19 protein-coding genes are annotated in these 19,394 nt (G+C 71.7%); 7 read left to right on the top strand and 12 right to left on the bottom strand.

All coding sequences use genetic code 11. The features are described from left to right. Positions 1-30: 30 nt before the first annotated feature. From QR78_RS08115 to QR78_RS08100, 4 genes are all read right to left on the bottom strand, one after another. Positions 31-402 carry a winged helix-turn-helix domain-containing protein gene (locus QR78_RS08115; protein WP_048426994.1) on the bottom strand — a complete coding sequence of 124 codons (372 nt, stop codon included), beginning with the start codon at positions 400-402 and terminating at the stop codon, positions 31-33. Then, positions 395-1,021 carry a hypothetical protein gene (locus QR78_RS08110; RefSeq protein WP_048426993.1) on the bottom strand — a complete coding sequence of 209 codons (627 nt, stop codon included), beginning with the start codon at positions 1,019-1,021 and terminating at the stop codon, positions 395-397. Before QR78_RS08110 ends, QR78_RS08115 begins: the two co-directional genes overlap by 8 nt. Before the next feature lie 95 nt (positions 1,022-1,116). Continuing rightward, positions 1,117-2,355 carry a Zn-dependent hydrolase gene (locus QR78_RS08105; RefSeq protein ID WP_048426992.1) on the bottom strand — a complete coding sequence of 413 codons (1,239 nt, stop codon included), beginning with the start codon at positions 2,353-2,355 and terminating at the stop codon, positions 1,117-1,119. Positions 2,356-2,452: 97 nt separating this feature from the next. Continuing rightward, on the bottom strand, positions 2,453-3,403 hold the full coding sequence (locus tag QR78_RS08100; protein ID WP_048426991.1) for an NAD(P)H-dependent flavin oxidoreductase: 951 nt from the start codon (positions 3,401-3,403) through the stop codon (positions 2,453-2,455). 108 nt (positions 3,404-3,511) lie between these two features. Between QR78_RS08100 and QR78_RS08095 the strand changes: the two genes are divergently transcribed. Together QR78_RS08095 and QR78_RS08090 are read left to right on the top strand one after the other, a co-directional pair. After that, positions 3,512-4,066 (top strand): GNAT family N-acetyltransferase, encoded by a 555-nt coding sequence (locus QR78_RS08095; RefSeq protein ID WP_082171523.1) that lies wholly within the window; start codon positions 3,512-3,514, stop codon positions 4,064-4,066. Further along, positions 4,056-5,276 (top strand): serine hydrolase domain-containing protein, encoded by a 1,221-nt coding sequence (locus QR78_RS08090; protein WP_244276241.1) that lies wholly within the window; start codon positions 4,056-4,058, stop codon positions 5,274-5,276. The genes QR78_RS08095 and QR78_RS08090 overlap by 11 nt, the downstream gene beginning before the upstream one ends. 15 nt (positions 5,277-5,291) lie before the next feature. Here the strand turns inward: QR78_RS08090 and QR78_RS08085 are convergent, their stop codons facing one another. After that, entirely contained in the window at positions 5,292-6,080 is a 789-nt protein-coding gene (locus tag QR78_RS08085) for a DUF2189 domain-containing protein (protein WP_048426989.1), read from the bottom strand. Between the two features lie 260 nt (positions 6,081-6,340). Next, positions 6,341-6,697, bottom strand: coding sequence for a VOC family protein (locus QR78_RS08080; protein WP_048426988.1), 357 nt, complete (start codon positions 6,695-6,697; stop codon positions 6,341-6,343). A 105-nt stretch (positions 6,698-6,802) separates the two neighbouring features. Here QR78_RS08080 and QR78_RS08075 point away from each other — a divergent pair, with 105 nt between their 5' ends. The 4 genes from QR78_RS08075 (at position 6,803) to QR78_RS08060 (ending at position 12,152) form a co-directional block, all read left to right on the top strand. Next, positions 6,803-7,444, top strand: coding sequence for an MBL fold metallo-hydrolase (locus QR78_RS08075; RefSeq protein ID WP_048426987.1), 642 nt, complete (start codon positions 6,803-6,805; stop codon positions 7,442-7,444). 9 nt (positions 7,445-7,453) lie between these two features. After that, on the top strand, positions 7,454-8,416 hold the full coding sequence (locus QR78_RS08070; protein ID WP_048426986.1) for an aldo/keto reductase: 963 nt from the start codon (positions 7,454-7,456) through the stop codon (positions 8,414-8,416). 311 nt (positions 8,417-8,727) lie between these two features. Further along, positions 8,728-11,163: a DNA topoisomerase (ATP-hydrolyzing) subunit B gene (gene gyrB, locus QR78_RS08065; protein WP_048426985.1), complete on the top strand. Its 2,436-nt coding sequence runs from the start codon at positions 8,728-8,730 to the stop codon at positions 11,161-11,163. A gap of 11 nt (positions 11,164-11,174) precedes the next feature. After that, a complete protein-coding gene (locus QR78_RS08060; RefSeq protein WP_048427012.1) occupies positions 11,175-12,152 on the top strand; it encodes a phosphoribosylaminoimidazolesuccinocarboxamide synthase in 978 nt (325 codons plus the stop codon). A 474-nt stretch (positions 12,153-12,626) separates the two neighbouring features. Here the strand turns inward: QR78_RS08060 and QR78_RS08055 are convergent, their stop codons facing one another. The 5 genes from QR78_RS08055 to QR78_RS08035 form a co-directional block, all read right to left on the bottom strand. After that, a complete protein-coding gene (locus QR78_RS08055) occupies positions 12,627-12,935 on the bottom strand; it encodes a phage holin family protein (protein ID WP_158004025.1) in 309 nt (102 codons plus the stop codon). A gap of 104 nt (positions 12,936-13,039) precedes the next feature. Continuing rightward, positions 13,040-13,519 carry a nuclear transport factor 2 family protein gene (locus tag QR78_RS08050; protein ID WP_053220842.1) on the bottom strand — a complete coding sequence of 160 codons (480 nt, stop codon included), beginning with the start codon at positions 13,517-13,519 and terminating at the stop codon, positions 13,040-13,042. Positions 13,520-13,657: 138 nt separating this feature from the next. Next, positions 13,658-13,933, bottom strand: coding sequence for a hypothetical protein (locus QR78_RS08045; protein ID WP_053220841.1), 276 nt, complete (start codon positions 13,931-13,933; stop codon positions 13,658-13,660). A gap of 252 nt (positions 13,934-14,185) precedes the next feature. Then, complete coding sequence (locus QR78_RS08040; protein WP_082171525.1) at positions 14,186-15,193, bottom strand: TRAP transporter substrate-binding protein; 1,008 nt, start codon at positions 15,191-15,193, stop codon at positions 14,186-14,188. A 105-nt stretch (positions 15,194-15,298) separates the two neighbouring features. Then, positions 15,299-16,138, bottom strand: a complete 840-nt coding sequence (locus tag QR78_RS08035; protein WP_048426983.1) for an HTD2 family dehydratase — start codon at positions 16,136-16,138, stop codon at positions 15,299-15,301. A gap of 199 nt (positions 16,139-16,337) precedes the next feature. Here QR78_RS08035 and QR78_RS08030 point away from each other — a divergent pair, with 199 nt between their 5' ends. Further along, a complete protein-coding gene (locus tag QR78_RS08030; RefSeq protein ID WP_048426982.1) occupies positions 16,338-18,368 on the top strand; it encodes an elongation factor G in 2,031 nt (676 codons plus the stop codon). 5 nt (positions 18,369-18,373) lie between these two features. On the opposite strand, the gene QR78_RS08025 is transcribed toward QR78_RS08030, so the two are convergent. Continuing rightward, positions 18,374-19,366 carry a cation diffusion facilitator family transporter gene (locus tag QR78_RS08025; protein WP_048426981.1) on the bottom strand — a complete coding sequence of 331 codons (993 nt, stop codon included), beginning with the start codon at positions 19,364-19,366 and terminating at the stop codon, positions 18,374-18,376. Positions 19,367-19,394: the final 28 nt, after the last annotated feature.

The following is a 19,394-nucleotide window of genomic DNA, read 5'->3' as shown; positions in this document are numbered from 1 at the left end:
CAAAGTCTCCAGACAAAAAAGGGAGGGAGGTCAGGCCGGGACTGGCTCGGGACCGGCGTCGTTCCGGCCGTCGCCCTGACGGGCCGCCTCGGCGGCATCGCGGACCACGCGCTCCAGCACCGCGAGGTAGTCGACGAAGCGCTGCCGCCCGGTGGGGGTGAGGCGGCAGGTGGTGAGCGGGCGCCGTCCCTCGTAGCCCTTGTGGATCTCGACGAGCCCGGCCTCCTCCAGCACGCCGAGGTGGCGGCTGAGATTGCCGTCGGTCAGGCCGCAGAGCTGCTTGAGGTCGGAGAAGGCCAGGGGCTTCGGGTGGGCGGCGAGCGAGGTGAGGAGGCTCAGCCGCGCCCGCTCGTGCAGCACCCGGTCGAGCCCGTCATACGCGTAAGGGGCAGGTTTAGACATCGTCGCCTCCCGGGGCACGGTGGAGGATGAACGCCAGCAGCCCCTGGCCGAGGGCGAAGGGCAGGCCCATGGTCCAGGGCGAGAGGGCATGCCCCTCGGCCGAGGCCGCGATGGTGCCGAGGCCCGCGACCACGTACCAGCCCGCCGCCAGGGCGACCGGCCGCGGCAGGGCCCGCAGGGAGGCGAACAGCCCGAGGCCGACGAGGATCTGCCACAGGCCCGGCAGCAGCCACAGGGATTCCGGCGCGAGGCGCGCCAGCACCAGGAGCAGCAGCGCCCCGGCGGCGCCCGCCGGCAGAAAGGCCTCGACCGCGTTGAGGATCATCGCGTCGGCGAGCCCGGAATGGTGCCGGCGGCTGCGCGCCAGCATCTCGGCGCCGATCACCAGGATCGAGACGACCGCGACGGCGATCCAGCCGGCGAGGAAGGTCAGGGGCCGGCCGGTCGGATCGTCGAGGAGGGCGGCCTGCGCCACCGCGGCGGCAAGCGCCAGGGCGCCGGTGACCGCCAGCGCGGTGGGGCCGTAGCCCTGGAAGGCGGTGCCGGCGGCGACCTGGCTGCGGATCGCCGTGATGTCGGCCAGCACCCGGTCGAGATCGGCCCTGTCGAGATCGCGCATCGGGGAACCCGCATCAACTTTCTGATGCAAAGTACGCGAATGCGCAAAGTCCCGCAAGGGGATTCGGGCGGCGCCCCGCGCCGCCCGGTCGCGTCTCAGCGGTTGGCGCGCGCCAGGGCGGCGTGGAGCAGCAGATTCACGCCCGGCAGGGTCGGCTCCAGGGAAATATCCTCGGCCTCGTTGTGGGTGATGCCGTCCCGGCAGGGGGTGAAGATCATGCAGGAAGGGGCGACCCGGGCGACGTGGTAGGCGTCGTGGCCGGCCTGGGAGCGCAGGTCCATGGTCGGGATGCCCAGGCGCGCGGCGGTCTCGCGCAGGGTGCCGATCAACCCGTCGTCGAACGAGAAGACCCCGAAACCCCATTCCTCGGCGATGGAGATCTGCGTCAGCGAGCGGGCGGCGCAGTCGGGCAGGGCGGCGCGCAAGGATGCCTTCATGGTCTCGAGGGTCTCGAGCTTGGGCGCCCGCATGTCGATGAAGAGTTCGGCGTATTCCGAGAGCGTCCCGGGGAGGTTCGGCACCAGGTCGAGCCGGGCGGCGGTGGCCTTGGCGTCGGTGTCGGCATGGGCCCAGCCGATGTCGTTGACCGCCACCGCCACCATGGCGGCGCCCACCAGCGCGTTGTGGCGCTCGCCCATCGGGGTCGGGCCGGTATGGGCGGTGGCGCCCTCGACGGCGATGCGCATGCCGCAGCTCGGATAGCCGCCTGTGACGATGCCGACCGGCACGCCCGCCCGGTCGAGGGCCGGGCCCTGCTCGATGTGGAGCTCGAAATAGGCGTCGATGGTGCGTCCGCCGACCGCGTCCGGCCCGCGATAGCCGATGCCGTCCAGCGCATCGCCGAAGCGGATGCCGTCGCGGTCGCGCCGGTTCTCGACCCAGTCCGGCGTCGCCTGGCCGGACCAGGCCAGCGAGCAGAGCATCGGCGGCGAGAACCGCGCCCCCTCCTCGTTGGTCCAGTTCACCACCTCGATGGCGCGCTTCGTCGCGATCCCGAGGTCGTCGAGGGTCCGCAGGACCTCGAGCCCGGCGAGCACGCCCAGGATGCCGTCGAAGCGCCCGCCGGCCCATTGGGTATCGAGATGGCTGCCGATCACCACCGGCGGCAGGTCGGGCTCGGTGCCTTCCCGCCGCAGCACCATGTTGCCGAGCCCGTCGACGGTGAGCGGATAGCCGCCTTCCCCGGCCCAGGCTTTCAGCTGGTCGCGCATCACCCGGTCGGGCTCGGTCAGGGTGAGGCGGCGCAGACCGCCCCGGGGCCCGGTGCCGATGCCGGCCGACACCATCAGGGTGTCCCAGAGCCGGCTGCCGTTCACGGAGAGGTTGGTGGTCATCGCGGAAGGCCTCACGCTACGCGGGGGAGTGTGCGTGCGCCGGGATGCGAAGGCCGTGCCGGACGGCCCGGCGCCGGGCGCGGGGGTGGGGTGCGCGCTACCCGAGCCGCGCGCGGGCCGCCGCGTATTCCGCCTTAAGCCGGTCGATCACCAATGCGGTGGCCGGCGCGTCGTCGATGGTGCCGACGCCCTGGCCGGCGCCCCAGATGTCGCGCCAGGCCTTGGTGGTGCCGGACCCGAAGTTCATCTTGGTCTTGTCGACCTCCGGCAGCGCGTTGGGGTCGAGGCCGGCGGCGGTGACGCTGGGCTTGAGGTAGTTGCCCGGCACGCCGGTGAAGTAGGGGGTGTACATCACGTCGGCGGCCGTCGTGCCGACGATCATCTCCTTGTAGGCCGGCGCGGCGTTGGCCTCCTGCGTGGCGATGAAGCGGGTGCCCATATAGGCCAGATCCGCGCCCATCGCCTGGGCGGCCAGGATCGCATCGCCGGTGGTGATGGCACCCGACAGGATCAGCGGCCCCTTGAAGAAGCGCCGCACCTCGCTCACCAGCGCGAAGGGCGAGAGCGTGCCGGCATGGCCCCCGGCCCCGGCGCAGACCAGGATCAGCCCGTCGACGCCGGCCTCCAGCGCCTTCTCGGCGTGACGCACGGTGGTGACGTCGTGGAAGACGACGCCGCCCCAGCCGTGCACCGCCGAGACCACCGCGTCGGGCGCCCGCAGCGACGTGATGATGATCGGCACCCGGTGCTTGCCGCAGACCATGAGGTCGTGCTCGAGCCGGTCGTTCGAGGCGTGGACGATCTGGTTGACGGCGTAGGGCGCGACGATGCGGTCGGGATCGGCCGCCTTGGCCTCGGCGAGCGCTCCCGTGATCCGGGTCAGCCACTCGTCGAGGGCTTCCTTCGGCCGGGCGTTGAGGGCCGGGAACGAGCCGACGATGCCGTTGACGCACTGGGCGATGACCAGTTCCGGCCCCGAGACGATGAACATCGGCGAGGCGATCACCGGCAAGGCGAGGGCGTGGCGGAGGCTGTCGGGCAGGGACATCGGCGGCGTGGCTCCCGGGGATCTTGTTGTCCTCTCGCATCGCATCGGGCGCCGGGTGCGGTCAACGGGAGGCTTGACGGGAGCCCGGGCCATCGGCTCCCTCCGCGCATGGACGCGATCACGATCCGCCGCCTCCGGGCCGTCGACGGCCCGGCCTACCGCTCCCTGCGCCTGGAGGCCCTGGAGCGGCACCCCGCCTCCTTCGGCACGGCCCTGGAGGATGTGGCCGGGCACGGGCCGGACTGGTTCGGCCTACGGCTGGAGCAGTCCATGACCTTCGGGGCGTTCCGGAGCGACACGCTCCTCGGTGCCGCCACGCTGGTGCTGCAGGAGGGCGTGAAGCTGCGGCACAAGGGCGACGTGACGGGGGTCTACATCCGGGGCGAGGCGCGGGGGCTGGGCCTGGGCGCCGCGCTCCTCGACCGCCTCGTCGCCGAGGCCCGCCCCCGGGTCGAGGCCCTGCGGCTGACCGTCGAGGCCGAGAACCACGCGGCGCTGCGGCTCTACGAGGGGCTGGGCTTTCGCCCCTATGGCCGCGAGCGCCGGGCCCTGAAGATCGGGGACCGCTACCACGACGAGGTGCTGATGGAACTCGTCCTCGCGGGCGATCCTGCGTTAGAACCTCCCGACGCCCATCACCAGGAGAGCCCGCGTGCAGGCTGACATCGGAACCCCGGAGGCGGTCGGCCTCTCGTCGGAGCGGCTGGAGCGGATCGTCCCCTGGATGCGGGGCTACGTCGAGGCCGGCAAGCTGCCGGGCCTGTCGGTGACGGTGGCCCGGCGCGGCCGGGTGGTGTTTTCCCGCCAGGAGGGCCTGCGCGACCTCGCCCGGGGCCTGCCGATGGAGGCCGACACCATCGTGCGCATCTACTCGATGACGAAGCCGCTGACCTCGACGGCGATCCTGATGCTGTACGAGGAGGGCCGTTTTCAGCTCGACGATCCCATCACCCGCTTCCTGCCTGAGTTCCGGGACATGCGGGTGCTCGTCGGCGGCAGCCGGGGCAAGCCCGAGACCGTGCCGGCGGAGCGCGACATCACGTTTCGCGATCTCCTGACCCACACGTCGGGTCTGAGCTACGGCTTCATGGACGCGACGCTGGTCGACCGGATGTACCGGGAGGAGGGCGTCGACTTCCAGACCGCCGAGACCTCGCTCGCTGAGGTGGTGGGGAAGGCCGCCCGCCTGCCGCTGCTCGCCCAGCCGGGGGCCGAGTGGAACTACAGCATCGCCACCGACGTGCTCGGCCACCTCGTGGCGGTGATCTCGGGAAAACCCTTCGACGATTTCCTGCGCGAGCGGATCATCCGGCCCCTCGGGATGGTCGATACCGACTTCCACGTGCCGGCGGAGAAGCTCGCCCGGTTCGCCTCGAACTACGCGCTCGGCGAGGGCGGCCGGCTGACCCTGATCGACGACGCGCGGGACGGCCGCTACGCGAAGGCCCGCACCGTGCCGTCGGGCGGCGGTGGCCTCGTCTCCACGGCGGCCGACTATGCCCGGTTCTGCCGCTTCATCCTCGGCGGGGGCGCGCTCGACGGCGTGCGGCTTCTCGGCCGCAAGACCGTCGCCCTGATGACGGCCAACCACCTGCGCGGCGACCTCGCCGATATGGGCCAGCCGCGTTTTTCGGAATCGAGCTACAGCGGCATCGGCTTCGGCCTCGGCTTCTCGGTGATGCTCGATCCGGCCAAGGCCCAGATCCTCGGCACCCCGGGCGAGGTGGCCTGGGGCGGGGCGGCCTCGACGGCGTTCTGGATCGACCCCGCCGAGGACCTGTTCGTCATCATGCTGACGCAGCTCATGCCGTCCTCGACCTGGCCGATCCGGCGCGAGCTGCGGGTGCTGACCTACGCGGCGATCACCGGGTGATCGCGGCGCCGGGCATCATCCGACAGCCCGGCGGTAGAGGTGCCAGGTGGCGTGGCCGAGCACCGGCAGCACCACCGCGAGGCCGACGAACAGCGACACCATGCCCAGCACGAGCAGTCCGGCCACGATGGCGCCCCACGCGAGCATCGGGCCGGGATTCTCGCGCATCAGCGCCAGCGAGGTCTCGATGGCGGTGCCGGCCTCGACGTCCCTGTCGATGATGAGCGGGATCGAGACGGCGCTGACCGCGAGTGCCAGGAGCGAGAAGGCGGCGCCGACGAGATTGCCGGCGAGGATCAGGGTCCAGCCCCGGGGCGTCGTCAGCACGTCGCCGAGGAAGGCGGAGACCGACGGCTCGGTGACCCCGCCGTAGAGCGACCAGTACAGCCCCATGGCGGCGCAGAGCCAGGCGAGGAAGATCAGCGCCAGCACCACGCCGACCGCCATCACCGCCCTGGCCGAGCGGCCGTGGAGCGGCGCGAAGGCGTCGGTCCAGAGGGCGGGCAGGCCCCATTCCCGGCGCCGGCTCAGCTCGTAGAGGCCGAGCGCCGCGAACGGCCCGATCAGCGCGAAGCCGGCGGCGAGGGGAAACAGGATCGGGATCAGGTCCTGCTCGAAGGTCGCCGCCGCGACGAGCACGCCGGCGACGGGATAGATCAGCACCACGAACAGGACGTGGGTCGGCATCGCCAAGAAATCGTCGACGCCGCGGGAGAGGGCGGCCTTGAGATCCCGAACGCCGATCCGCCGCACGGCGGGGCGGGCGGCGGCAAAGCCGTGGGAGAGGGGGAACGAACTCGACATCGCGTGTCCTCCGGGGGGAGGCACCCGCGACGGGAGGGCCGGGCCGCGTCTCGGGCCGTCGTGTCGGCGGTCCTTCAGGCGCCCGGTCCGGCCCGCACGGGCGCCGGACAGATCGGTCGCATCAAAGCTGGATCACTCACACCGGGCGGAAGAGGTCCGCCGCGTCACCGGACGGTAGCCCGGGCCCTGGCCGGGCGCCAAGGGCGGACCGCACACGATCGCGCGACGGGCCCCGGGCCCGGGTCAGAGATCGGGTCCGCTCAGCCGGGATGGGCCAGGATGTTGAGGAGCCGCCCGAACGGGTCTCGGACGTAGAACCGCCGCACGCCCCACGGCTCGTCCACGGGACCGTACTCGATCGGATGGCCGGCTTCCGTCGCGCGCCGGAGCACGGCCTCCAGGTCGTCGACCTCGACCGAGAGGTCGGGGACCGGCGTCCCCGATCCGCCTTCGAGCGCCACGCTGACCTGCGGCGGCGCCGACGCGGCCGGAGCCGCGAAGGTCAGGATCCAGCCGTGATCCATGACGAGGTCGAGGCCGAGAACCCCTCCGTAGAAGCCGCGCGCCGCATCGAGCCGCGTCGCCGGGATGTTGGTCACGATCCGCTTCACGGCCATGGTCCGCTCCCGTCCTGACGGCCCCCTGGCGCGCGCCACCCGGGGTGCCGCAGCGCCTGCTTCCACGCTACAAGGATCCCATCCGTTCTTCATCCAAGGCCGACCATGCCGAGCACGCCCCGCGCCGCGATCATCCCGGTCACCCCGTTCCAGCAGAACTGCACCCTGCTGTGGTGCGAGGCGACCAAGCGGGCCGCGGTGGTCGATCCGGGCGGCGACCTCGACCGGATCCGGGCGGCGATCGCGCAGGCCGGCGTCACGGTCGAGAAGATCCTGCTCACCCACGGCCATATCGACCACGCCGGTGGCGCGGCCGACCTGCGCGACGTGCTCAAGGTCCCCGTCGAGGGGCCGCACCGGGCCGACAAGCCGCTCCTCGACAGCCTGCCCGAGACCGGGGCGGCCTACGGCATCGACGGCGCCAAGGTGATCACCCCCGACCGCTGGCTCGACGAGGGCGACACGGTGACGGTGGGCGAACTGACCTTCGACGTGCTGCACTGCCCCGGCCATTCCCCGGGCAGCGTCGTGCTGGTGAGCCGGGACGCCCGGTTCGCCCAGGTCGGCGACGTGCTGTTTCGCGGCTCGGTCGGTCGCACCGACCTGCCGGGGGGCGACCACGCCGCGCTCATCGCCTCGATCAAGGAGAAGCTCTTGCCGCTCGGCGACGACGTCGCCTTCATCCCCGGCCACGGCCCGACCGGCACGATCGGCCAGGAGCGGCTGTCGAACCCGTTCCTGCAGTAGGAGATCGCCATGGATCTGCGTCCCCTCGGCCGTTCCGGCCTCTCGGTCCCGCCCTTCTGCTTCGGCGGCAACGTCTTCGGCTGGACCGCCGACGAGGCGACCTCCTTCGCGCTGCTCGATCGCCTGCTGGAGACCGGCTTCACCTTCGTCGACACCGCCGACGTCTATTCGCGCTGGGCGCCGGGCCACCAGGGCGGCGAGTCGGAGGCGGTGATCGGGCGCTGGCTGAAGGACCGCGGCGCCCGCGACCGTCTGACGATCGCCACCAAGGTCGGCATGGACATGGGAGAGGGCCGCAAGGGCTTGCGGGCGGCCTATATCGAGGAGGCCGTGGAGGCCTCCCTGCGCCGGCTCGGGACCGACCGGATCGACCTCTACCAGTCCCACGCCGACGATGCCGAAACGCCGCTGGAGGAGACGCTGGCGGCCTACGACCGGCTGATCCGCGCCGGCAAGGTGCGGGCGATCGGCGCCTCGAACTATTCCGCCGCCCGCCTGCGCGAGGCTCTCGCCGTCGCGGCGCGGGAGAACCTGCCGCGCTACGAGTGCCTGCAGCCGGGCTACAGCCTGGCCGAACGGGAGGGCTACGAGGCCGAGCTGGAGCCGCTGTGCCGGGAGGAGGGGATCGGGGTGATCTCCTACTTCTCCCTCGCGGCGGGCTTCCTCACCGGCAAGTACCGGCAGGCCGGCGCCGCCGCCGGCCGCGCCCGGGAGGCCCGGGTCTCGCCCTACCTCAACCCGCGCGGGCTCGCCTTCCTCGACCTCCTCGACGCGGTCGCCCGCGAGCACGGCGCGACGCCGGCCCAGGTCTCCCTCGCCTGGCTGATCGCCCGGCCGGGCCTCACCGCGCCGATCGCCAGCGCGACGTCGGTGGCGCAGCTCGACGAGCTCCTGGCCGGGGTGCGGCTCGCCCTCGATCCGGCGGCGATCGCGCGCCTCGACGAGGCGAGCCGGGGCTCGCTCAAAGGCTGACCATCGGCGAGACGCCGCCCGTTCGCGGATCCTTAACGGGGTGCGGCGAAAGATGACCTCCGGTATGGTCGGCCGGGGGAGGGACGCGAGGGCTCGGTCCAGCCCTCGCCGGACCCTGGAAAAGCGCCCGTACGGCGCCGGAAACCGATGCAATTTCAAGGCGGAATGCTTACATCAGGCAGATGCGGGACTGCCCCCTCGGCGGCCCCCGACCCTTGAGACACGAGACCCAGACGGCGCCGGGGCGAGACCCGGCGCCCGCGCCGGCCGCGCCACCCCGCGACGCGCGCCCGCCCGCACCAGGAACCGACATGGCCGAACCCGCCCGCGATCTGACCCCCGACACCTACGGCGCCGACTCGATCAAGGTCCTCAAGGGCCTGGACGCGGTGCGCAAGCGGCCGGGCATGTATATCGGCGACACCGACGACGGCTCGGGCCTGCACCACATGGTGTACGAGGTCGTCGACAACGCCATCGACGAGGCGCTGGCCGGCCACGCGACCCACGTCACCGTCACCCTCAACGCGGACGGCTCCTGCACGGTCTCCGACAACGGCCGCGGCATCCCGACCGACATCCACCCGGAGGAGGGCGTGTCCGCGGCCGAGGTCATCATGACCCAGCTGCATGCCGGCGGTAAGTTCGACCAGAACTCCTACAAGGTCTCGGGCGGCCTGCACGGCGTCGGCGTCTCGGTGGTGAACGCCCTGTCGTCCTGGCTGCGCCTGCGCATCTGGCGCGCCGGCCAGGAGCACACGATGGAATTCCGCCACGGCGACGCCGTGGCACCCCTCGCCGTCGTCGGCCCGGCCGGCGACCGGCGCGGCACCGAGGTCAGCTTCCTGCCCTCGACCGAGACCTTCACGCAGGTCGAGTTCGACTACGCGACCCTCGAGAAGCGCCTGCGCGAGCTGGCCTTCCTCAATTCCGGCGTGCGCATCGTGCTGACCGATGCCCGCCACGCCGAGCACAAGCGCGACGAGCTGGTCTATGACGGCGGCGTCGAGGCCTTCGTGCGCTACCTCGATCGGGCGAAGCCCGCCCTGATCGAGGCGCCGATCGTCCTGCGCCAGGAGCGCGACGGCATCGGTGTCGAGGTCGCCCTGTGGTGGAACGACAGCTACCACGAGAACGTGCTCTGCTTCACCAACAACATCCCGCAGCGCGACGGCGGCACCCACCTCGCCGGGTTCCGGGCCGCGCTCACCCGGCAGATCACCGGCTACGCCGAATCGAGCGGGGTGACGAAGCGCGAAAAAGTCTCCCTCACCGGCGACGATTGCCGCGAGGGGCTGACCGCGGTGGTCTCGGTCAAGGTGCCGGACCCGAAATTCTCGTCCCAGACCAAGGACAAGCTCGTCTCCTCGGAGGTGCGTCCCGCCGTCGAGGGCGTGCTGAACGAGACCCTGGGCAGCTGGCTCGAGGAGCATCCGAGCGAGGCCCGCACCATCGCCGCCAAGGTGGCCCTGGCGGCGGCCGCCCGCGAAGCCGCCCGCAAGGCCCGCGACCTCACCACTCGCAAGGGCGCCCTCGACATCGCCTCGCTGCCCGGCAAGCTCGCCGACTGCCAGGAGCGCGACCCGTCGAAATGCGAGATCCTGCTGGTCGAGGGCGATTCGGCCGGCGGCTCGGCCAAGCAGGGCCGTGACAGAACGTTCCAAGCTGTTCTGCCGCTGCGCGGAAAAATCCTCAACGTCGAGCGGGCGCGGCTCGACAAGATGCTGTCGAGCCAGGAGATCGGCACGCTGATCACCGCGCTCGGGACGGGAATCGGCCGGGACGGCGCCCACGCCTTCAACCCCGACAAGCTGCGCTACCACCGCATCATCATCATGACCGATGCGGATGTCGACGGGTCGCATATCCGCACCCTGCTGCTGACGTTCTTCTTCCGCCAGATGCCGGAGCTGATCGACCGCGGCCACCTCTACATCGCCCAGCCGCCGCTCTACAAGGCGCAGAAGGGCAAGACCTCGATCTACTTGAAGGACGACCGGGCGCTCGAGGATTACCTGATCGACGGCGGCGTCGACGGGGCGGTGCTCAAGCTCGCCACCGGCACCGAGTTCGGCGGCGCCCAGCTCAAGGCCCTGGTCGACGAGGCGCGCGGCGTGCGCCAGGTGCTGCACGGGATGCATTCGCGCTACGACCGCGTCGTGGTCGAGCAGGCGGCGATCGCCGGGGCGCTCCGTCCCTCGGTCGCCGGCAACCCGGCCGAGGCCGAGGTGGTGGCCGACGAGATCGCCCGGCGCCTCAACGCGATCGCGGACGAGATCGAGCAGGGCTGGGAGGGCGAGGCGAAGGACGGCGGCTACGTGCTGTCGCGCACGCTCCGCGGCGTGCGCCAGGTCGCGGTGCTCGACGAAGCGCTGATCCACTCGCAGGAGGCGCGTCGCCTCGACGAGCGGGCTGAAACCTTGAGCGAGATCTACGGCGCCCCCGTCACCCTGGTGCGCCGCGGCGACCAGACCATGCTGTACGGCCCGGTCGCCCTGTTCGAGGGCATGATGGCGCTCGGCCGCAAGGGGTTGCAGCTCCAGCGCTACAAGGGCCTGGGCGAGATGACCGCCCAGCAGCTCTGGGAGACGACGCTCGACCGCGACGTGCGCTCGCTGCTCCAGGTGAAGGTCAAGGACACGACCGACGCCGACGATCTGTTCGTCAAGCTGATGGGCGACGTGGTCGAACCGCGCCGGGAGTTCATCCAGGAGAACGCGCTCAACGTGGCCAATCTCGACGTGTGATGGTGAAGCTGATGGACACGGCCACGCTCGCGCCCTTTTCCGACTACGTCCTTCCGGAAGCGACCCTGCCGGAGCTGCCGGGTCACTACCGCGGCAAGGTGCGGGACAATTACGACCTGCCCGACGGGCGGCGGATCCTGATCACCTCGGACCGCCTGAGCGCCTTCGACCGGGAACTGGCGGCGATCCCGCTGAAGGGTCAGGTGCTGACCCAGACAGCGCGCTACTGGTTCGAGAAGACGCGGGACATCTGCGACAACCACGTGCTCGCCTATCCCGACCCGAACGTGGTGGTGGGGCGGCGGCTCACCATCCTGCCGGTCGAGATCGTGGTGCGCGGCTATCTGGCCGGCAGCACCGGCACCTCGGTCCTGACCCTGTACAAGGCCGGGCAGCGCGAGATGTACGGCCACCGCCTGCCGGACGGGATGCGCCCGCACGAGGCGTTACCGCAGCCGATCATCACGCCGACCACCAAGGCCGGCCACGGCGACCACGACGCGCCGCTCTCCGCCGCGGAGATCCTGGAACGGGGTCTCCTGACGGAGGCGCAGTGGCACACCCTGTCGGAGGTGGCGCTCGCGCTCTTCGCCCGCGGCCAGGCGCTCGCGGCGGAACGCGGCCTGATCCTCGCCGACACCAAGTACGAGTTCGGCACCGATGCCGACGGCCGGATCGTGCTCGCCGACGAGATCCACACCCCGGACAGCAGCCGGTACTGGTTCGCTCAGAGCTACGCCGCGCGCTTCGAGGCCGGTACCCTGCCGGAGAGTTTTGACAAGGACGTGGTCCGCAACTGGGTTGCGGCCCGCTGCGATCCGTACCGGGACGCCGTGCCGGCCATCCCGCCCGAGGTCGTGCTGCAGACCGCCGCCACCTATGTCAGCGCCTTCGAGGCCATCACGGGCGAACGCTTTCCCCTGCCGGACACGCGCGAGGCGCCGCTCGAGCGCATCCGCCGCAACATCGCGGCCTATCTCGCAGCGTAGCGAGTCGCGCCTCCTGATAATTGTCGCGGAGCCGCATCGGCGTGGCTCCCGCGCGATCGTGCCGAATCCCGCCCACGCATGCAGGATTGTGCTTGTCGGCGCTGGGGGCGGTCGGCTATGACCGGGCCGCCCGAGACACGCATTCCAAGAAAAAAGGCCGCCCTTGCGAGGCGGCCCGAAGTCTAGGGAGGAAACGCCCAAAGAGGGCTGCACCGCCGCGACGCCATCGCTGCGGTACGTCCTCCCTGTCTCATGTTGCGGCGCACAAGACAATCGATTGCACCGCACAACGGCCATGCTCGCGGCGCATGGCCGTGCTCAAGCATATCTCCGCGGCATCGGAGAGCCACGGGGGCTCGCCCGTGGGCGCCCGTTCAGCGCGGACAAGAGCGACTCCGGGCTTCTTCACATTCGCAGTCGATTGCGGAGAACGGACCGTCGAAGGACCGATCCGGGGGCATGGCCCGTCGATCCCTACCGCCGCACATCCATCTTGCGCAGGCCCCAGGCCGCCAGGAGCACGGCCGTCAGGGCGAAGGGCGCCGCCCCGATCACGGCGGCGATGGCTTCCGAGCCGATCAGCGCACCGAGGCCCTTCACCAGGGCCATCAGCAGCAGGAAGCCGCTGACGCAGGCCAGCAGCACGATCAGGCCGCCCCACAGGGCGTAGCCCGAGACGACCTTGGCGATCCGGTCGACCTCGCTGGAGAACAGCGTGATCTCCTTGACGGCCAGGTTGCTGGCGAGGCGCACGGCCTCGGCGACCAACCTGATCGTGCTCACCTGCCGGTCGGACCGCACCGCTCGACGCCCCCGCTCACGCCGCATCCGGACATCGCCGCGGCGAGCGAGAACGCCCGAGCTTGCGCGTCGTTCCCCGCGATCGGTCAGGCCGGCTTGAGCGGGCAGCTCTGCCGCGCGAGCAGCCGCCACTCGCCGCCATCCTTGAGCCAGACCTGCAACACCGCGATGTAGGAGCGACCGGTCTCGCCGTTCGGCAGGATGTCGGCCCCGTCCCAGACGTGACGGACCATGGCGTTGTCGCCGACGACCTGGATCCACGGCTCCGAGAAGGTCAGCGACTTGTAGTTGGTCTTGCCGGCGAGGCTGGCGACGAACTGCGCCTTGGTCTCGATCTTGCGCCCGCTCGAATGGCCGTAGCTGAGCTGCGGGTGGGTCAGCGCGTCGAGCGCCTTGGCGTCGCCCTCCACGATCGCGACCCGCAGGGCCTCGAGCCGGCGGCTCACCGCCTCGCTCTCGTCGGCGGCAAGCGCCCGGCTCGACCCGGCGGCGAGCATCGGCGCCGCCACACCCAGGGTGACGCCCGCCAGCAGCACCCGCCGCGAGCACATTTCGGTCCGCACCATGATCGTCCTCCCGCTCATCCGGTCGCCGGGCGGTCGAAGCCGCCGGCGCCGCGCCGTCTCGCGCTGTTCGAGCTTAGCGCCGGCCCCGGGCGATGGCCATCGCGCCGGGTCGAACGGGAGAGGGAGTCCCGGCCGCGCTCAGCGGCCGTACTGGGGCACACCCGGACTGGCCGCGGCGTTGGCGGCATCGAGCTCGCCCTGGCAGGGCGCGCTGATGCGGTCGTAGTTGCGGCGCAGGCAGCGCTCGATGCGCCGCGTGTCCGGCACGTCACGCGAGCACAGCGTCATCGCGTCCGTCATGCAGGCCAGGCGCTGCCGTTCGGTGCCCTGGGCGTTTGCCAGGGCGGGCATCAGGATCGCACCGGCCCCAACCGCTGCCGCCAGGCTGAGGACGCGGGTCAACGGCATCGGCATTCGACGTCTCCGGCTCATTCCGAGGCGTCAACACCGAGCCCGGCCTTCCGGTTCGCGGCACGGCTGGGTTGCGTTGCGGGAAGGGCCGGGGAGGGGCCTGGCGTGGATCACCCGTCCGTAGGCGTCGAGCACGCTTCGATTGCCGATGATCGACGCCGTCGGACCGGCCTCGCCTGTGACTTGCACCCCGCAGGCCATGACGGAGGTGCCACAGGGGGCAAAGTCGTCATCCCGTCAGGCCAGCCCCCGGACCTACTGCGTCCCGCCCTTCGCCTCCTTCTGGAACTCCTCGATCACGTCCTTGCCGACGCGCTTGGCCATGTCGGCGGTGACGGGCTCCAGGGCCGTCTTCCAGGCCGCCTTCTCGTCGGGGGTGAGGGTGATGAAGGTGGTCTTGCCCGACTTCTTCATCTCCTCCAGGGCGTCGGCATTGTCCTTGTCGGCGACCTGGTTGGCGTAAGACGTCGCCTCCGTCATCGCCTTGTCGAGCTCGGTGCGGATCTCGGCCGGCAGCCCGTCCCAGAATTTCTTGTTGGTGATCACCGCGTAGCCGATATAGCCGTGATCGGACAGGGTGATGTACTTCTGCACCTCGTGGTGCTTCTGGGTGAACATGTTCGAGGGGGTATTCTCCGAGCCGTCGACCACGCCGGTCTGCATGCCCTGGTAGACCTCCGAGAAGGCCATCACCTGCGGGATCGCGCCGAGCGCGCGGAACTGCGCCTCCAGCACCTTCGAGGACTGGATCCGCATCTTCAGGCCGCGGAAATCGGCCGGCATCCGCAACGGCTTGTTGGCGCTCATCACCTTGAAGCCGTTGTCCCAGTAGGCCAGCCCGGTGATGCCCTTCGATTGCAGCTTGTCGAACAGCCGCTTGCCGAGCGCCCCGTCGGTGACCCGGCGCAGCGCCGCCTTGTCGGGCAGGATGTAGGGCAGGTCGAAGACCTCGAACTCCTTGGCGCCGAGCGGCCCGAACTTCGCCAGCGACGGCGCCAGCATCTGCACCGCGCCGAGCTGGAGCGCCTCGACCTCCTCCTTGTCCTTGAACAGCTGCGAGTTGGGGTAGACCTCCACCTTCACCTTGCCGTTCGTGTACTTTTCCGCCAGTTCCTTGAACTTGTCGGCGCCGCGGCCCTTCGGCGTATCGGGCGCGACGACGTGGCTGAACTTGATCACGATCGGCGCCTGGGCCAGGGCAGCGCCCGACAGGAGCAGCAGGGCGGTGCCGGCCGCGAGGGCGCGGCGGGTCAGGGTCGTCATGGCGTTTCCTCGTGTCGCGTTCTGGTTTGGTCGCAAGGCTGACAGTTCGGGCCCCGCGGCGCAATGCGCCGATCGCCTAACCCCCGAAAGCCTCCGCCTCCATCCTCAGCCCTCGGCGTCCGCCTCCATGCACACCGCGCCGTCGACGGCGGTCCAGCCGTGGAACGCCTCGCCCTCGCGTCGCCCCGCCACCGTGAAGCGCGAGCCGGCGATCATCGGCGAGACGCCGCGGTAGCGGAACCGCGCCGGCACCCGGCCGAGGCGGATGGCCGCGAGGTTGAGAAGCAGGCTCGCCTGCATCGGCCCGTGCACCACCAGGCCGGGATAGCCCTCGACCTGCGTGGCGTAGGGGTGGTCGTAGTGGAAGCGATGGCCGTTGAAGGTCATCGCCGAGTAGCGAAACAGCAGCACGGAATTCGCCTCGACCGACCAGGCGGCGTCGTCCTGCGCCGGAACGGGCCTGACCGCCGGCGCGGCATCGCCCGGCCGGCTCGCCTCGCGGTAGACGATGTCCTGCCGGTCGCGGATCGCCGGGCCGCGCTCGGTCTCGTAGTCGTGCCGCACCGTGACGAAGCACAGGGTGCCGGTGCGCCCGTGCTTCACCGCCACGTCCGAGACCGTCTCGCGCCGCACCACCCGGTCGCCGATTCGCAGGGGAGCCAGCGTCTCGATCTCGCCGCCGGCCCACATCCGCCGCGGCAGCGGCACCGGCGGCAGGAACCCGCCCTTCGCCGCGTGGCCGTCGGGCCCGAGGGCGTCGGCCGCCGGGGTCTCGGGGGCGAGGCACCAGTGCAGGGCCAGCGGCGCCTCGCCCTCCCGGACCGGGGCGAGGTGCGGGGCGAGCGTCGCCCGGTACTCGGCGACGAGGCGCGGCGTCACGACGTCCTCGACCTCGCGGGTGCGCCCGATCCAGCCGCGCAGGTGGTCGATGTCGATCTCGGGCATCAGGCGCTGTCCCCTCCGTCGCCCGGCGTCCCGGGCCTGTTCGGGCTTATAGCGGCCCGCCTTCGTGCCTGCACAGACCGCGCGCCGGTGTGTTCTTCGCGCCCGCACATCTCTTCGCGCCCGCACGTCTGCCGGCTGGACCCCGCCCCCGCCTGGTGCTTCACTTCCCGTCAACAACGACCAAGATGGGAGACGTCACGTGGCTGCCCAGCACAGGTGCATCGCGATCGTCGGTCCGTTCCAGGGCGGCAAGACCGCTCTGCTCGAGGCCATCCTCCATCGCACCGGCGCGATCGACCGGCCCGGGCGCACCGGCGCCCGCCTCGGCGACACCTCGCCGGAGGCCAGGTCCCACGGCATGAGCGTGGAGCCCGCCTTCGCCACGACGCGGTTTCTCGGCGAGGCCTTCACCTTCGTCGATTGTCCCGGCTCGATCGAGTTCGCGCACGACCTGCGGGCGGTGCTGCCGGCCTGCGACGCGGCGATCGTGGTCTGCGAGGCCGACGCGCGCAAGCTGCCGGCCCTGGAGCTGATCCTGCGCGACCTCGAGGCCGCCGGGATCCCGCGCCTCCTGTTCATCAACAAGGCCGAGACCGCGGCGGGCTCGCTGCGCGACGCGCTCGCGCTGCTGCAGCCCGCCTCCCGGGTGCCGCTGCTGATGCGCCAGATCCCGCTGACCGAGGGCGAGGCGGCGGTCGGCGTCATCGATCTCGCGCTCGAGCGCGCCTTCGTGTGGCGCGAGCAGGCGCGAAGCGAGGTGGTGGCCCTGCCCGACGGCGAGCGGGCGCGGGAAAAGGCCGAGCGCTACACGATGCTGGAGCGCCTGGCCGACCACGACGACGCCCTGATGGAGGACCTGATCGCCGAGGTCGAGCCGCAGGCCGACCGGGTTTTTTCCGACCTCGCCCGCGAGCTGCGCGAGGGCCGGGCCGTCTCGGTGCTGTTCGGCTCGGCCGAGCACGGACACGGGATCACCCGCCTCCTGAAGGCGCTGCGGCACGAGGCGCCGGGCTTGGCCCAGACCCGCGCCCGCCTCGGCGTCGCCGAGGAAGGGGCGCCCCTCGTGCAGGTGATGAAGACCCTGCATGGCGGCGTCAGCGGCAAGCTCTCGGTCGGGCGGGTGCTGCGCGGTGCCGTGCACGAGGGCGAGACCGTGACGGGATCGGGCGGCGGCACCGCCCGGGTGGCGGCGCTGACGCGGCTCGCCGGCGCGGGCGGCACCCGCGTGCCGGAGGCGCGGGCGGGGGAGGTCGCGGGCTTCGCCCGGCTCGATCCGATCGCCACCGCCGAGACCCTGAGCACCGGGCAGGCGGCGCCCGACGCCCTGGCGGCGCTGCCGGCGCCGGAACCGGTGCACGCGCTGGCGCTGCGGGTGCGCGACCGCAAGGACGACGTGCGGCTCTCGGCGGCGCTCGCCAAGCTCGCCGACGAGGATCCGGCACTGCTCGTCGAGCACCGGGCCGAGCTCGGCGATCTGCGCCTGTCGGGCCAGGGCGAGATGCACCTGCGGGTCGCGGTGGAGCGGCTGGCCTCGCGCTTCGGCATCGCGGTCGAGACCGAGCGGGCGCGGGTCGCCTACCGCGAGACGATCCGCGGCCCGGCCGAGGCGCGGGCCCGGCACAAGAAGCAGACCGGCGGCCACGGCCAGTTCGCCGACGTGGCGCTCGCGGTGCGGCCGCTGCCGCGCGGCGAGGGGTTTGGGTTCGAGGACGAGGTGGTGGGCGGGGCGGTGCCGCGCGCCTACATCGCCTCCGTCGAGGCCGGCGCCCGGGCCTTCACCGCGAAGGGGCCGCTCGGCTTTCCCGTGGTCGACATCGCGGTGACGCTCAAGGACGGCGCCGCCCACGCGGTCGATTCCTCGGATGCCGCCTTCCAGGCGGCGACGCGGCTGGCGCTGGAGGAGGCACTCGCCAAGGCCGGGCCGGTGCTGCTGGAGCCGATCCTCGCCGTCACCCTGGCGGTGCCGAGCGGCGCCACCGCGAAGGCCACCGGCCTCGTCACCGCCCGGCGCGGCCAGATCCTCGGCTTCGACGCCCGGCCCGGCTGGTCGGGCTGGGATATGGTCGAGGCGCTGATCCCCGAGGCCGAGATGACCGACCTGATCGTCGAGCTGCGCTCCGCCACCGCCGGGATCGGCACCTTCACGGCGCGGTTCGACCACCACGCCGAGGTGACGGGCCGCGCCGCCGACGCGGCGCTGGGCCGCCCGCCGCTGCGCAAGGCGGGGTGAGGCCGCTACACGACGTGGTCGGGGGCGAGTGCGCAGGCCGGGCCCCCGGCGAGTTCCACCTGGAGCGTGACGTGGGCGATGCCGAAGCGGCGGCGCAGGGTGGCGGCGCAATCGTTGAGGAACGCGTTGCCGGGGTGGCCCGCCGGCATCACCAGATGGGCGGTGAGCGCCGTCTCGGTGGTGCTCATCGGCCAGACGTGGAGGTCGTGGACCTCCGAAACGCCCGGCCGCTCGGCGAGGCAGCGGCGCACGTCGGCCGGGTCGATGCCCGGGGGTACGGCGTCGAGCGAGAGCACGACGCTGTCGCGCAGGAGCCCCCAGGTGCCGGCGACGATCACCGCCACGATGACGAGGCTCGTCAGCGGATCGACCCAGGTCCAGCCGGTCCACAGGATGACGAGGCCCGCCACCACCACGCCGGCCGACACCGCGGCATCCGCCAGCATGTGCAGGTAGGCGCCGCGGATGTTGAGGTCGCCCTTGCGGCCCGACGCGAACAGCCAGGCGGTGATGCCGTTCACCGCGATGCCGACCAGCGCCACGATCGTCACGGTGAGGCCCGGGACCGGCGCGGGGGCGCTGAAGCGCTGCACCGCCTCGAGCGCGATGGCGCCGACCGCGACCAGCAGGAACACCGCGTTGAACAGGGCCGCCAGGATCGAGGACGAGCGCAGGCCGTAGGTGAACCGCGCCGTCGGCCGGCGCTGGCCGAGCGTCGCCGCCGCCCAGGCGACGACGAGGCCGAGCACGTCCGACAGGTTGTGGCCGGCATCGGCGAGCAGCGCCACCGAATCGGTCAGGAAGCCGTAGCCGCCCTCGATCAGCACGAAGCCGGTGTTGAGCGCGATGCCGATCGCGAAGGCGCGGCCGAAGCTCGCCGGGGCGTGGACGTGGCCGGGGCCGTGATGATGCCCATGTCCGTGGGCGTGATCGTGGTTTTGCCCGTGATCGTGCCCATGGTCGTGGTCGTGGTGATCGTGTGCGTGGTGCTGGCCCATGCCCGGTTCCTGGTTCCTCGCCCGGGCC

The sequence above is a fragment of the Methylobacterium indicum genome, from assembly GCF_001043895.1.
GTDB classification, from domain to species: Bacteria; Pseudomonadota; Alphaproteobacteria; order Rhizobiales; family Beijerinckiaceae; genus Methylobacterium; species Methylobacterium indicum.
This window is presented reverse-complemented; position numbering and strand designations above follow the sequence as displayed.